This is a genomic window from Shewanella sp. 10N.286.48.B5 (genome assembly GCF_002874355.2).
Taxonomy (GTDB): domain Bacteria; phylum Pseudomonadota; class Gammaproteobacteria; order Enterobacterales; family Shewanellaceae; genus Shewanella.
Genome location: NZ_MCVG02000001.1, coordinates 2976026 through 2990505 on the forward strand (window position 1 = coordinate 2976026; position 14480 = coordinate 2990505).

The 14480-nt window shown below is 42.6% G+C and carries 13 protein-coding genes; 6 read left to right on the top strand and 7 right to left on the bottom strand.

Annotated elements, in window-relative coordinates:
• The first annotated feature begins 88 nt into the window (after window positions 1-88).
• Both trmH and BCU57_RS12795 read left to right on the top strand, forming a co-directional pair.
• Window positions 89-790, top strand: coding sequence for a tRNA (guanosine(18)-2'-O)-methyltransferase TrmH (gene trmH, locus BCU57_RS12790; protein ID WP_102440436.1), 702 nt, complete (start codon window positions 89-91; stop codon window positions 788-790).
• Between the two features lie 203 nt (window positions 791-993).
• Entirely contained in the window at window positions 994-1752 is a 759-nt protein-coding gene (locus tag BCU57_RS12795) for a hypothetical protein (protein ID WP_102440435.1), read from the top strand.
• Window positions 1753-1803: 51 nt separating this feature from the next.
• On the opposite strand, the gene BCU57_RS12800 is transcribed toward BCU57_RS12795, so the two are convergent.
• Together BCU57_RS12800 and BCU57_RS12805 are read right to left on the bottom strand one after the other, a co-directional pair.
• Window positions 1804-2640: a cation:proton antiporter gene (locus tag BCU57_RS12800; protein WP_277869113.1), complete on the bottom strand. Its 837-nt coding sequence runs from the start codon at window positions 2638-2640 to the stop codon at window positions 1804-1806.
• The gene (locus BCU57_RS12805; RefSeq protein WP_277869112.1) at window positions 2546-2956 is read right to left on the bottom strand and encodes a cation:proton antiporter; all 411 of its coding nucleotides are present in this window, start codon (window positions 2954-2956) and stop codon (window positions 2546-2548) included. The genes BCU57_RS12800 and BCU57_RS12805 overlap by 95 nt, the downstream gene beginning before the upstream one ends.
• A 115-nt stretch (window positions 2957-3071) precedes the next feature.
• Between BCU57_RS12805 and BCU57_RS12810 the strand changes: the two genes are divergently transcribed.
• From BCU57_RS12810 to BCU57_RS12820, 3 genes are all read left to right on the top strand, one after another.
• Entirely contained in the window at window positions 3072-3935 is an 864-nt protein-coding gene (locus BCU57_RS12810; protein WP_102440449.1) for a universal stress protein, read from the top strand.
• Between the two features lie 298 nt (window positions 3936-4233).
• Window positions 4234-4845: a protein-disulfide isomerase gene (locus tag BCU57_RS12815; RefSeq protein WP_102440434.1), complete on the top strand. Its 612-nt coding sequence runs from the start codon at window positions 4234-4236 to the stop codon at window positions 4843-4845.
• Between the two features lie 209 nt (window positions 4846-5054).
• On the top strand, window positions 5055-6107 hold the full coding sequence (locus BCU57_RS12820) for a flavin-containing monooxygenase (protein ID WP_102440433.1): 1053 nt from the start codon (window positions 5055-5057) through the stop codon (window positions 6105-6107).
• Window positions 6108-6238: 131 nt separating this feature from the next.
• Here the strand turns inward: BCU57_RS12820 and BCU57_RS12825 are convergent, their stop codons facing one another.
• The 5 genes from BCU57_RS12825 to BCU57_RS12845 form a co-directional block, all read right to left on the bottom strand.
• Window positions 6239-6880, bottom strand: a complete 642-nt coding sequence (locus BCU57_RS12825) for a LysE family translocator (protein WP_198589375.1) — start codon at window positions 6878-6880, stop codon at window positions 6239-6241.
• Window positions 6881-7197: 317 nt separating this feature from the next.
• Window positions 7198-7896, bottom strand: a complete 699-nt coding sequence (locus BCU57_RS12830) for a polysaccharide deacetylase family protein (RefSeq protein ID WP_241901132.1) — start codon at window positions 7894-7896, stop codon at window positions 7198-7200.
• Between the two features lie 241 nt (window positions 7897-8137).
• On the bottom strand, window positions 8138-8578 hold the full coding sequence (locus tag BCU57_RS12835) for a hypothetical protein (RefSeq protein WP_102440432.1): 441 nt from the start codon (window positions 8576-8578) through the stop codon (window positions 8138-8140).
• 24 nt (window positions 8579-8602) lie between these two features.
• Window positions 8603-11014, bottom strand: a complete 2412-nt coding sequence (locus BCU57_RS12840) for a winged helix-turn-helix domain-containing protein (protein WP_102440431.1) — start codon at window positions 11012-11014, stop codon at window positions 8603-8605.
• Between the two features lie 450 nt (window positions 11015-11464).
• Window positions 11465-11716 carry a hypothetical protein gene (locus BCU57_RS12845; protein WP_102440429.1) on the bottom strand — a complete coding sequence of 84 codons (252 nt, stop codon included), beginning with the start codon at window positions 11714-11716 and terminating at the stop codon, window positions 11465-11467.
• Between the two features lie 537 nt (window positions 11717-12253).
• Here BCU57_RS12845 and katG point away from each other — a divergent pair.
• Complete coding sequence (gene katG / locus BCU57_RS12850) at window positions 12254-14428, top strand: catalase/peroxidase HPI (RefSeq protein WP_102440428.1); 2175 nt, start codon at window positions 12254-12256, stop codon at window positions 14426-14428.
• Window positions 14429-14480: the final 52 nt, after the last annotated feature.

Here is a 14480-nt window from a genome sequence, read left to right on the forward strand (position 1 = left end):
ACGCAGATATTAACTCAGCAGTTACGGACGGATTATACGCCTTTTATTAATTCGCTTTTTCTTAGATAAAACCAAGTAGAACAGCCCCATGAGCCCAGAACGTTTAGCCCGAATAAATCAGATGCTTGATAATCGCCAAGTCGACCTGACAGTTTGCCTCGATAAAGTCCATAAATCGCAAAATATTGCAGCCGTGGTGCGCACCGCTGATAGCGTTGGCATCCATCAAATTCATGCGGTTATGCCCGATAACAGCCTTTGGGTTTCAGGCAATACTGCATCTGGTAGTCAGCAGTGGGTTAATACCGTCAATCACCGCAATTTTGATGATGCAAATAAGCTATTTAAAGCGCAAAAAATGCAGGTGTTAGCCACCACATTTTCAGACACTGCGGTAGATTTTCGCGAAATCGATTATACCCGTCCAACCGCCATCATCATGGGTAACGAGCGTGATGGTGTCAGCCCTGAAGCCATCGCAGCCGCCGATCAACATATCATCATCCCTATGATTGGCATGGTGCAATCACTGAATGTATCAGTCGCTGCAGCCTTAGTCATGTATGAAGCCCAGCGTCAACGCCAACAAGCTAATATGTACGGTAGCCGCCAGCTTGATCACAGCTACTGCCAAACCATGTTATTTGAACAAGGTCACCCAATATTCGCCAAGGCCTGCCGTAGAAAAAACATCCCATACCCAGCTATCGATCTGCAAGGGCAAATTGATGCTAGCGATGAATGGTGGCAGCGCATGCGCGCGCCAGATCCACAAGCTGAGCTCGGTTAACATTAACCTTTACTGATATTAAACAAGATAAGAATATCCTCAACACTGAGGCCTAGAGTCTCAGTGTTGTCGGCTCTCGCTTCCTCAATAAACATCCTCTAGCGGCTCTTTGATAAATAAAACTCCAGTTGTGAGCAACTTAACCGCTAACAGCGTCTATGCTTATTGTTGTAAATAAAAATTACTTACATAAGGAAATAGGTATGGGGATAACTGCTAAGAATCATTCAAGGGTAAAATTAACAGGAGTTGCCTTAGCAACACTACTTGCGCTTTGTGGCTGTCAATCAACCACCTCTGTCATCAGCGCTAAAAAAGACCTCGATATCAGCGTGACACAAAACACTGGCAGGTGCGTGACGGATAACAATGCCAATATCGGCTCACTCAGCGTATTTACAGCCAATACCCTATCAGGCTATATCGTTGATAATAAATTTGACCAATATGCTAAAGCCCATATTCAGCAATACCAAACCGACATTGTCATCAAAGATATATACCAAAGCGAAGATGCCAGTTGGAGTCAACTTTGTGTCAGCACCCAATTAGATATGACCTTTACCGATAAAGCAGATGCCAGCAAAACATTAACGCTACCTCTATATTTATCATTAGATAAAGGCAGCCCTGTACTTGAGATCCACAGCAATAAAACTGATATTGAGTCAGTAAAAGCCAGTGTCTTTCAAAATAATGCTCGCCCAGGTAAGGCGACGCTAGTGATGAAATGGGTCACCCAATGGCGAGAAGATAATCAAGGAAAAGAACTGCAGCTTTGGAACGGCGAGCTGTTATCGTTTACCTTTGACGATAAAGGCCAAATAAGCGTAGATGGACAATCAGGGCAACCCTATGTCACCTTCCCAATGCCATCGTATTCTATGGTCAATAACCAGCCGTCACAGTCGGTGCAAAAGTTAACCTTTACTCTGACAGTGGTTAATGACCAAGCTGAATAAGGTTTATTCTACTTGTGAATGATGACCATGTTTGTTCAAACCCCATTTGAGCTACATGGGGCCGATTAACGTGGTGATTGCGATGATCACCACTAACTCGGTAAATAATTTATTGTCGATAATGTTCGTCTTCAGCCCCATTTCAGCAAACACTAAGCCGACCTCCCCTCGCGGCACCATAGCGCTACCCACAATAAGTTTCTTTTGCCAGTTACCACCAGCAACCGTGCCGGCAACCAGTTTGCTGGCAATGGCTAACAATGACAGCCACAGCAATACCCCGCTAGTACTGTAATCTAGCTGGCTCAGATCTAAGCTTATTCCAACGTAAACAAAAAATATCGGGGTAAAAACGTCAACTAATGCCTTACTTGATTGCTCCATTTTGTGGGTAAAGGCAAAAGGGTTAACTAGGTAGCGATTGAGTGGTGAGGTAAATTGGCGGCTAAGTGCTAAGCCAACCGCAAAGCCGCCTAACAAGGCTGGCGCACCGAATAAGTGTGCTAGCCATGCAAACAAGCACACTAAAATCATAGTGATGATAACTTCATAACCTGAATTATCGCTAGCCGGTTTTAGTACTCGTGCAAAATACAATAACACCCTAGCCACGGGCGGCGTCAGTAACAAAAACACCAGCACTTTAGTGATAAGTAATAGCGTGCTAAATACATCAAACTCCCCATGGGCTGCAAAGTTGAACAAAATGCTGAGCAAAATCACTCCGCCGATATCATCAAACACGGCGGCGCCTAAGATAATATGTCCCGCGGTCGTTTTTGCATGATTGGCATTAACCAACACCCGTAATGAAATGCCAATACTCGTCGCCGTTAAGGCACACCCTAAAAATAGCGGTGAATATTGAGTCGGTAAGATAGTAGGCACCACTCACGCCCATCACAATAGCCGGAACAATAATTCCCACTAAGGCCACGCTTACCGCGCGACCACCAGCTTGATAAAGTCTTTTAATTGAGCTTTCACAGCCAATGGAAAACAGCAGCAAGATCACCCCAAGCTCTGCCAATACAGTCAAAGTAGGATCAGGGCTGATAACATTAGTAAGCGACGGGCCCAATAATAAGCCCGCAAGAATCTCTCCCACCACCTCTGGCAGTTCGAAGCGTTGAAAAATCTCGCCAAAAAGTTTGCCCAAAAACAAAATCAGGCAAAGTGAAATAACAAACTGGTCAACGTTCATATTAACCTTAATCTTTTTATTGTTATTGATTAAATATTGAGCGCTTAGATGACAAGGATCAAGGTTGATTTTTAACCAACTGCTAAGCTTATACTTAGTGTCAGAGGAAATGAAAATGAGTAAATTATTTATTATTTCACAACAGCATCAGCAGCAAACTAATGCCATAAAAGAAGGGATTAACCTCGCTAAACAGTTAGGCTTAGTTCCTGAAATCATGTCCTACAGTTATGAGTCCTTAAGTGGCGATGCTTACTATAATCCCCGTATTGCCGGCGTGGTTCGAGAGCAAGTTCGCGCCGATGATAGCGCCGCAGTGAAGCAACAACTGAGTGTTCTCAATGCCAATGAGGTACAGTTTACTAATATGTGGTGTAAGCATTTAGTTGAACATGTATGTGAGTATGTCACCCCCGACAAGTACGCCATGATGCTAAAATCTATTCATGAATCAGCCTGTTTTCGCCCTTTAGATTGGCAGCTTATTCGTCATATCAAAGTACCGTTGATGTTATTGAGTAATCACCCCTTGCATAAGGCAAATTCAATTTTAATGGCGCTGGACTTGGGCACTAGCGATCCACTAAAACAAGCCCTCAACCAAGATGTAATTACCCAAGCCCAGCAACTTGCTAAGGCTACGGGTTGTGATTTACACCTAGGCTACGTGGTGCGTTTTCCGCAAATACTGCGGGATATGGATATCGTCAATACTCACACCTTAGTGAAAGAAGCTTACCAGCGTTATGACAGCAAGATTGCAAAGCTTGGCCTAGATAAGGAGCATGTGCATATCCTGACAGGCAATGCCGATCTATGCCTGTTCGAATTAAGTTGTCGCCTAAAAGCTCAATATCTTGTTATAGGCGCTCGCCAGCGAGAAGGCATTATTGGATTTATGCTCGGAAATACCGCTGAGTCGATCTTAGAGCGAGTTCGCAGTAACGTTTTAGTGGTGCCACATCGCTTGGCAGATTAATGCCATTGCTATGACCAAAGGTTTTAAGTTACTTGCTAGCTTCATTTTGTACCTCAAAAAGATTACTTAGGACTTAAACGTCTGGTTCGATTAAATCAAGCCCTACCATCGATATGTGCTATCGTTTGATGGTTGAATTGTATAAGGAAAAATTCAAAGCACGATATCGATTGTAAAGGGTCAGCCCCTCTGCAAGATGTAAACAGCCAACTTATTAGCTATGTATGCTTTCAATCATTGAATAATGGCCACAAACTCACTAGGATCAACTCATCAGATAGCAAACAAGAATTTTCCTATGACCACCGAGCTTTATTTCATCTACGACTCACATTGCCCTTGGAGCTACGCCGCAACACCTTTGGTGAATGCATTACAAGAAGCCTACCCTGAAATGAATGTAAACTTATTACATTGCGCCAATTTCATCGGCAAAGACAGTGCTGGCGAAGAGCAAATGGAAGCGGCAGCAAGAATGAGTGGACTTAAGTTTGGCAGAGATCATATTCGTTATGCCAATAGCCCTAAAAACTCAGTCAAAACCGCTAACCTAATGGGATGGTTACAAAGCAAGCAAGCGAATAAACAACTGCCTGTACTTAATGCGATTCAAAGAGCACACTTTATCGAAGGTAACCCGCTTGATACTAAGCATGATTTCAATGCTATCGTTGAAAAGTTTAAGCTATCGCCATCAAATAAAGTCTTTAAAGATGAGCTGAGTATGGACGCTGAATATGTACTGGAAAGCATTGCAGAAATCCAACAGGTCATTGGTACTAACAGTTTTCCAGCATTAGTGATGACTGTAGGTGATAACGCTATATTTATCGATCACTCAAAATACATCAGTAGCCCGCATACTGTGGTGGCAGCTGTTGAGCAAGAAATAGCTGCGTTTAAGAAGTAATATAGCTAAGACTAGTCACAAACAAAAAACCACGGTATTTACCGTGGTTTTTTATTGAAATTAAACCTTTAGAGTTTAATTTAAACGCTGAAAAGCGACCAAGGTTTACAGTAACGCCATTAACTCTTTTAAGGCCACAGCCGATTCAGCGCTGATGTTCTGTTAGAATGCAGCCCATAATAATAACCATATGTATTAATTGGGGTTCCATGAAAGAATTTATCATCATTGGCGCAGGGCAGTCTGGCCTGGCTATGGCGTATAACTTATCGAGCAATAATAAAGACTATCTCATTCTCGATGCCAATGAATATATAGGGGCTCCATGGCTCAAGCGCTGGGACTCTTTAACCCTGTTTACTCCCACTGAATATAACCATCTACCGGGTATGAAATTTCCTTTTCCCAAAGGTTATTACCCCAATAAATATGAAGTGGCAGACTACTTAAAAAGTTATGTAGATAAGTTCTCGATACCGATTGAGTTTAACCAAAAGGTCACCTCGATTAAAAAAGTGAATGGTATTTTTGACATAACTACTGCCAGCACAAACTATAAAGCCAAACAAGTCATCATTGCCACCGGGCCGTTTCATACCCCTTACACCCCACCTTGTCATGCTGATATTGCCAAAGATGTTGTTCAACTGCACAGTGAAAACTATAAAAGCCCATCTCAACTGCAACAAGGTGATTGTTTAGTCGTGGGTGCGGGTGATTCTGGGGTGCAAATATTATCTGAAATAGCCGATACCGGCCGCACAGTGCATTTTTCTGGCACCAATAAAATCAAAGCCATTCCCCAAGCCTTTTTAGGTAAAACCCTATGGTGGTGGTTCACCAAAATCGGCTTTTTATCGGTTAACCGTTTTAGCAAAATTGGCAAGTGGTTGAGCAGCGGCGTGCAACCTGTCATTGGCACTGACGTAAAATCACTACTAGCAAAAGACAATGTCATCCACATGGGCAGAACCTTGTCAGCCGATGAAAGCAGTATTAAATTTCAAAAAGGCAGTGTGAGTAGCATCAGAAATATTATTTGGGCTACAGGCTTTAAACCCAACTTTTTTTGGATTGACGGTATCTCATTTGATGAAATGAACTACCCCAGCAATTATCGCGGTGTCAGTAATGATATTGAGGGCTTGTATTTTATTGGCTTGCCGTGGCTTTATACCCGAGGCTCTGCCACCCTAGGCGGCGTTTACAAGGATGCGCAGTACTTAATGAATTACATCTCTGAAAACGTTAAAGCGGCTTAAAAGCAGATATCAAGAACACGCTATGAATATTAATGGTTTGTTCTCTAAAACAAAAAACGGAATGAGTGGCAGCTCATTCCGTTTTTTATTTTTAAGCAAAGTCGCTTTAAAATTCAATACCTTATATTGGCCTAACTAATGCTTTGCACTTGAGAAGCTAACAACCAAATGGCTAAGGCAAAAAATATCAATCCCATAAACTTATTTTGATAGGTTCTAAACTTGTCATTTTTAAGCAGCGGCTTACCTAAACTGCCCACTAAAGCCACCAGCAGTAAATTAAAAGCGAGCCCCATGACGTTCAGTATCAGCCCAAGAGTCAACATCTGCTCGCCTGAGCTGGCACTAAGCTGGGTTGAGACAAACTGCGGCAAAAATAACACAAAAAATATCAGCGCCTTGGGATTAAGCAGGTTACTCATTACCGCGCGGCGATAAAGTAATTTGGCTAAATTATTTTGCTGCTCAATTTCAGGGGCATCAGCTGCGCTGCTGCGCATACAATCCCAGCCCATTTTTAATAAATAAGCGCCGCCTAGCACCCGCAGCACTTCTAATGCCATCGGGTTCATTGCCACTAACGCCGACACACCCATAGCTGCCAGCAAAGTTAAAATAAGCCCAGAGGTCGCATTGCCAAAGCTTGCATACACGCCCACCTTGCGGCCATAACTTAAACTCGAGCTGGCGATCAGCAGCATGTCAGGCCCAGGTATTAGCAGTAAAGCGACCACAGTGGTTAAATAAACAGGAAGTAAAGCCAGATCAATCATGATAAATACAAAATTAGTGATAAAACAGCCGCGGATTCTACAGTTATCCAACATGAATAAAAGTCATCTTGTGTTTAAATGAGATCTTGAGTTGGCAGAGTTTATTTACAGCTAATATTAGAGGCTGATGTTAAAGGCTGATGTTAAAGGCTGAATTAAGCTAAAGATAGCGTAAGCTGAAACAAGCTAAATAGAATTAGCTGCTATTACTTCGCAGCTGCATAGTTCATCAAATTACGGTATGAATCCACATGATACTTGTCACTGCCTCTCACTAAATATAGCCAAAGCTTAAAACACCCAAATCTAAAAAAGTGTTATTGCTGAGCGGCTGCATAGTTCATCAGGTTAAGGTATGAATCGACATAGTACTTGTCACGGTTGGCCGCTAAATAAGCCAATAGTTCAGCATGAGCTTTGGATGATACCGATAAGTAATCACCGCCCACCCCATGAAAAACTAAGTTAATCAGCAAGGTATCTGTAGAGGTATTATTAATATAAGCAATTAACGCTTTACCGGTTTCGCCGGTTGGGTAAATGATGGGGTTAAAGCGTGTGTCAGCGCCGTGGCCTTTAATCGCGGTAAAGAGGTGGTTTACTTTGTTAAGGTACTCTTGACCACCAGTCGAGTCATCATCTAAGCGTAAAGCACTGCCCACCAGTAAATCACCGCAAGGGACGGTATAGGTGCGCTCAGTTTTACCATCAATAGCATTTAAAAAAGTATTAGCAGCACTAAGCTCATCAATCATCTGTGTGACACTATAATGATCAAGGTCTTGCTCTACCTTAACCCAGCCCCTATTGGGCAATGAGGCGCGGCAAGGATGCTGCATACTGTGATTACCTAGCTCATGACCTTGTTTAACTGCAGCTTGCCACTCACTCTTTCGCTGCGCTAATACCGAAGACGTGGAGATAACATAAAAAGAGCCCTTAAAATGATGCTTATTCAGTGCTGGCAACACATTATCTAAATGGCTGTTTAAGGCATCATCATAAGAAAGGCTCACTGCTAGTTTTTCGCCGTTAGGCCAAGTAAACCTTTGAGTTTCAGCTGCCGACGCTGAAAAACAGGCCAATGGGAGTAAGACCATTGACCTTAAAATCTGTAATATTTGTTTATTGATAATCAATTTCGCGCCCATAAAAGTCATGCCAGCCCAGATTTTTATAAATCCAAATATAAAACAAGCTATAAACTAACATATAAATCAGCCTATTATGCATACTCTGACTTTCACTGAGTCGTTATTATTTCGAAATAACAATACGTGGATCTGTGCCTTCATCACAGCCTTCAAGCATCACCAAATAGTCAAAGCTTTCCCCAACGTCAAGCTCTTCTTTCACTTTGCACTTTACTTTACCTTTTTTAAAATTCTTACCACATTGTTCTTTAAGCGGCGAATTTTCGCTAAACTTTAACTTAAATTTGGCTCTATTATTATCGCTCATTTCCCAAGTGATAAAGTCACCTCGCTTAGCGCAGATACACGCTTCAACCCCTTCACATTGCCCTTGCTCACAGCCGCTACCTTCATTAGATGTTACCGTGACAGCGCACTCACTGGCAACCAAACTAATGGTTTGATCTTCAGCAAGACTTTGTCGTGAAAACATCCCCAATAGACCTATGAGTGTAACTAAGGTTAATGCTCGAGCTGTGAGTAATGGTTTTATAGTAATATTCATTGCCTTCTTCCTTGTTTTATTGCGTTATGGCATCGCCATGTTGACGTAAACACCTTGAAACTGAATATCTCTAGCCAGCAACTTTTTCGAATAGCCTAATTTAAGGGCATTATCGATATACTGAATAGCCAGTTGTTTTTCATCACAATTTATCGCCGCAATGGCCATATCATAAAAAAGATATGGATCGGGGCTATCTTGTAATTGAGTTGAGGTTATTTTTTGCAATGCCGGTTCACACTCCCCAAGCTCTGATTGATATCTGGCAAACATTGCTTGCATAACATGGTCGTTAGGATTAACTACAAATTGCTCACGAGCTAATTTATAGGCTTGTTGATAGCTTTGAAGGGCTTGAGTGGTATCACCGGAAAACTTTTCTGCATCCGCTAAATTAGCCCACAACACAGGGTCGTTGGGGCTCAGCTTAATGGCTTTACGATAACTTTGAGCAGCATCAGTAAACTCATATCTAAAAAAGAGTGCTGTCCCAAGGTTTGAGTAAGTTAACGCATTAGGTGCTAAAGATAATGCGGTTTGCCACGCCATAGTGGCCTTTTCTAATTCATCATCAAGAAAATAGGCGCCGCCTAAACTACTGTAGCCATTAGCGTAGTTAGGCTTTAATAATGTGACTTTAAGGTATTTATCTTTGGCTTTTTTATATTGACCATTATTAAAGTAATAATTGCCAAAGCGCTGATAATTTTTCCAGTATCCCGGCTCTAATTGAATCGCATTAGCAAATAAATCCACCGCCTTATCATTGTGACCCAGTTGAGTCTGACTGTCGGCTGCGCCAATAATTGCTTCAATATTTTTAGGGTTAAGGGTTAATGCCTCGTCAAAAAACGCAATAGATTGTGAATAACGGCCACTTAAGCGCTCTAGGTTACCTAAGGCAACTAAGCCTTCTTCTTTTAAATTCGACACCTGAGTCAGTGCATTACAAATTTGCTGGGCTGATTCAAACGTCGCAAGTTTTTTATTTATCTGGTATTGATTTAGATAGGTTTGGCATAAACCAGCGCTGGCTAAGGTAAATTCCCCATCAAATGCCAACGCCTTCATAAAATGAAATTCAGCTTGGGCTAATGTGGCCTGAGTGGGAGCTTTAAACAGCTCGCTTTTACCTTGTATATAACTGTCATAAGCTTTGAAATCATCGGTGCTGATAAGGTCCTGACTATCTAATTCACTCGACTGTGCAATCAGTGATAAGGCATTAAAAAGCTCACGATATATTTGTTTTTGCACCAACAAAATATTGCCGACATCACCTTTAACAACCGAAGACCACACCTGTAAATACGTTTTGATATCAGTAATATGTAATATTATTGAAAATTCACCTGCATTTTCAGTAATGGCGCCATCGACTAAATATCGCACCCCGAGTTTTTCGGCATAGGTGGATAGTTTGCTGTTTTGGGGAATTTCATTTACTGCCCGCTGAGACATTAAATTAAAAGCGCTTTGCTTGCTTAAGGCGCTAATCACTTCGCCTTGAAAGGTGGATTCAAAATAATGTGGTAATTGGCTTTGCTCATCAAACACAAAAGGGATAACCGCAATGAGATTATCTTGAATAGGTAGGCTAGTTTTCAGCGCTGCGACCTTGGGTTTTTCATTATAAATAGAGTCAATTAAATGCAGCGATAAAAAGCCACCTAAAATGGACAACGCGCCAATAAAGAAAAAATCAAACGCCAACTGTTTGTAAAACACCTTTTTCTTCGGATGATTTCTATCAGCTTTAAATAAGTCTTTTTTGACCTTAATATCCTGAAACCATGTGTAAATAAGTAATATTGGAAAACCGACAACCAGTACTAAAACAACAATTTTAATGCCCCAATCAGGCACATTAAAAATCGGAAAGATAATGGCTATAATTTGAATAATGAGCCAAGTCATAATCGAAAAAGCCACGCTAACACGAAATAAATTAGAGTTTTTTAACAGGGCAATATTTAAGTGCCATTGCGGTGTATGTGCGCTATCGGCAGAATGCGTGGTAGACAACGGCGCTTTTAACGCAGCACGCTTTCGGTTAAGCGCCTCTTCATCAAGGGGGGCGACTGTCGCGATTAATCGATAGCCCTTTCGGGTAATGGTTTGGATAAAAACAGGGGACTCTTTGTGATCATCTAAGGCGTGGCGAATTTCGCTAATTACATGGCTCAAATTTCTACGCTTTCGATTAAGTTTCCCCCAACCAAAAGCGAGCAATCGCTGACTTGAAAGCAACTGCTCAGGGTTTGAACATAAATATAATAAGATTTCAAAAGCTTTAGGAGGCAAATGACGCCGTTCCCCATGAACAATCACTTCACCATCGTCGGGTAATACCACAATGTCATTTAACACAAAACCTTGACGTAAGTTAGGGTCGATTCCTTCCATATCGCTTTGATTTCTGCCCTTTGAGTCCATAAAAATTGAGCCTTATAGATTCTAATATTCGCTTGATTATGCGGAAACTTACACTGTTAAATGGGGAGAAACTTGATATTAAACTGAATGTTCAGTCTAGGTAGGTTTTGTATATTGCGCAAACCATGTGAGCCCCTTGATTCAGCGGTGTTTATCACAGGAAAATGACTCTAAAGCGGCCATATCAGGCGATATACGCGCTAAGCGTAAATGTTGCTGACTCACTTTAGTAACTGAAATTACATACATAAGTAGTACAAGATAATAGAGTCTTATATGTACTTTAGTTGCATGCTTGTTATTGTTTGAAGCTAAAATTTTAGCACTCATTGATAACAGCATATTAATACAGTAGGCAACCGGCACCTATCGACCCAATGATTGCCCCTCTAAGCCAAAAATAAAAAGCGCCAGTGATAACTAGCGCTTTTTGGGGGTAACTCCTTTAAATTAGTCTTCGTTCAACTGAACGGTGACGTTAGCAACATCATTTGCCTCGTTACCTTCATTATCTTTAACCACCACCTCAACGAGATCGGCAAGGTTACTGGCATAAGGGGTAACGTCACTGGTGTCATATTTAAACACATTTTCAGCGGCGTCATTTTCAGTGGCAAGCAGATGCACATCGAACTGACATTCATAATAATCGTTAGCTAAAATGATTTGTGTACCATCAGTGCTACAACTGCTGTTACTCACCTCAAATGAGTTCGAATTAATTGCCGTACCGGAATCGGGGACGACCTGATCAAATCACCAAATTAATGTGCCGCCAACGGATGGCAAGGCTGCATTTCAAATGCTTAGTTATTTTTCAGCAAACCAAGAGTTGCAAATACCTCATAGTGGTGAATCCCATCAATTAGACTCACTATCAGTTTATTCGTCTAACCAGCCGTAATGACACGAGCAAAGACTAAACCGAACAACAAACTGTAGATGCCCTAAAAATTGGCAACACAAAAGATAGCCATGTTTTGTTTATCCCCATTCAGATAAAAACCATCAAAACGATTGAGCTTAAAAGCGCCAAAGTCTGACTTTATGAACTAACTTGATAGATAGTCATATCGAAAAGCAGTGACTATCGCTTTCATCATACGCCAATTGTGGGAGGTAAAAAGTGGGTAGTCATTCAACCTGAACACCTAATGTACTGCGCCTTATAGCAATCATATTGTGCAAGCTATGCTGCTAAAAGCGGCTTAGGGTTCTACATACTAAGGAAGTTAAGCTATGAATAAAAACACCACAAATACTGGTGGCAAATGTCCAGTAATGCACGGTGCTACGACCGACAACAGCATGCCAAATACCAAGTGGTGGCCTAAAGCGCTTAATCTGGATATTTTGCATCAACATGATGCTAAGACCAACCCCATGGGCGATCGCTTCAATTATCAAGAGGAAATTAAAAAGCTTAATGTGGCCGAGTTAAAACTAGATATGCATGCACTGATGACAGATAGTCAGCCATGGTGGCCTGCTGACTGGGGGCACTACGGCGGCTTAATGATCCGCATGTCTTGGCATGCGGCGGGCACTTACCGCACTGCTGACGGCCGCGGCGGTGCTGGCACAGGTAATCAGCGCTTTGCCCCGCTTAACTCCTGGCCTGACAACGTCAACCTCGATAAAGCCCGTCGGCTACTGTGGCCAATTAAGAAAAAGTACGGCAACAAGCTCAGTTGGGCAGATTTAATTGCCTACGCAGGCACCATAGCCTATGAATCCATGGGGCTTAAAACCTTCGGTTTCGGCTTTGGCCGTGAAGATATATGGCATCCTGAAAAAGACATTTATTGGGGAGCTGAAAAAGATTGGCTGGCTCCAAGTGGCAGTGAAGGCAGTCGCTACTCAGGTGAGCGTAATCTCGAAAACCCACTAGCGGCAGTGATGATGGGGTTAATTTACGTCAACCCAGAAGGCGTTGATGGTAACCCTGACCCACTAAAAACCGCCCATGATATACGGGTGACCTTTAAACGTATGGCCATGGACGATGAAGAAACAGTGGCCCTTACCGCTGGCGGCCATACCGTGGGTAAAGCCCATGGTAACGGAGACGCAAGTCTACTGGGCCCAGAGCCAGAAGCCGCTGACATTGAACAACAAGGCATGGGCTGGAATAACCAAGCGAACCGCGGTATTGGTCGTGATACGGTTTCCAGTGGTATAGAAGGCGCATGGACGACTCACCCAACCCAGTGGGATAATGGCTACTTTCAACTGTTACTTAACTACGATTGGGAGCTCACAAAAAGCCCAGCAGGTGCTTGGCAGTGGCAGCCCATCAATATTAAAGAACAAGATAAACCTGTTGATGTTGAAGACCCAAGCAAACGTTACAACCCCATGATGACTGATGCTGATATGGCGATGAAAATGGATCCTGAATACCGAAAAATCTCCGAGCGTTTCTATCATAATCCTGATGAGTTTTCTGATGCTTTTGCCAGAGCTTGGTTCAAGCTGACTCACAGAGACATGGGGCCTAAAACCCGTTATGTCGGCCCTGATGTGCCAGATGAGGAGTTGATTTGGCAAGATCCTATTCCCGCAGGAAACCGCCACTACGATATTCAATTGGTAAAAGAGCAAATCAGCGCCAGCGGGTTAAGTGTTAGCGAAATGGTAACAACAGCATGGGACAGCGCCAGAACCTTTAGAGGCTCAGATATGCGCGGCGGAGCCAATGGTGCCCGTATTCGTTTAGCACCACAAAATATGTGGCAAGGCAATGAGCCGACACGCCTGTGTAAGGTATTAACTATACTTGCCCAAATCGCGACAGATACCGGCGCCAGTATCGCCGATGTGATTGTTCTAGCAGGTAATGTCGGGATTGAACAAGCTGCCAAAGCGGCAGGTTATGAGATGATAGTGCCGTTTTTTCGCGGCCGTGGTGATGCAAGCCAAGCGATGACCGATATTGACTCCTTTGCCGATTTGGAGCCGCTTCATGATGCATTTCGTAACTGGTTAAAGAATGATTATATTGTCAGCGCCGAAGAGTTAATGCTTGATCGCAGTCAACTGATGGGGCTCACTGCCCCTGAAATGACGGTACTTGTGGGCGGTATGCGGGTGCTTGGCACCAACTACGGCAATACATTACATGGGGTATTTACCGATAATGTTGGCGTGCTCAGTAATGACTTTTTTGTCAACCTCACCGACATGAATTATAGCTGGCAACCAAAATCAGATAATCTGTTCGATATTTGTGAACGTCAAACAGGCAAACTCAAGTGGACGGCAACACGGGTAGATTTGATTTTTGGCTCAAACTCACAGCTGCGTGCCTATGCTGAAATGTATGCCCAAGATGACAATAAAAAACGATTCGTTCGCGACTTTATTACAGCGTGGGCAAAGGTGATGAACGCTGATCGTTTTGATTTAATCTAAGTCGTAAACAGGCATGAACGCAATTTAAGTCTAATGCTAACAAAGCGTCGAG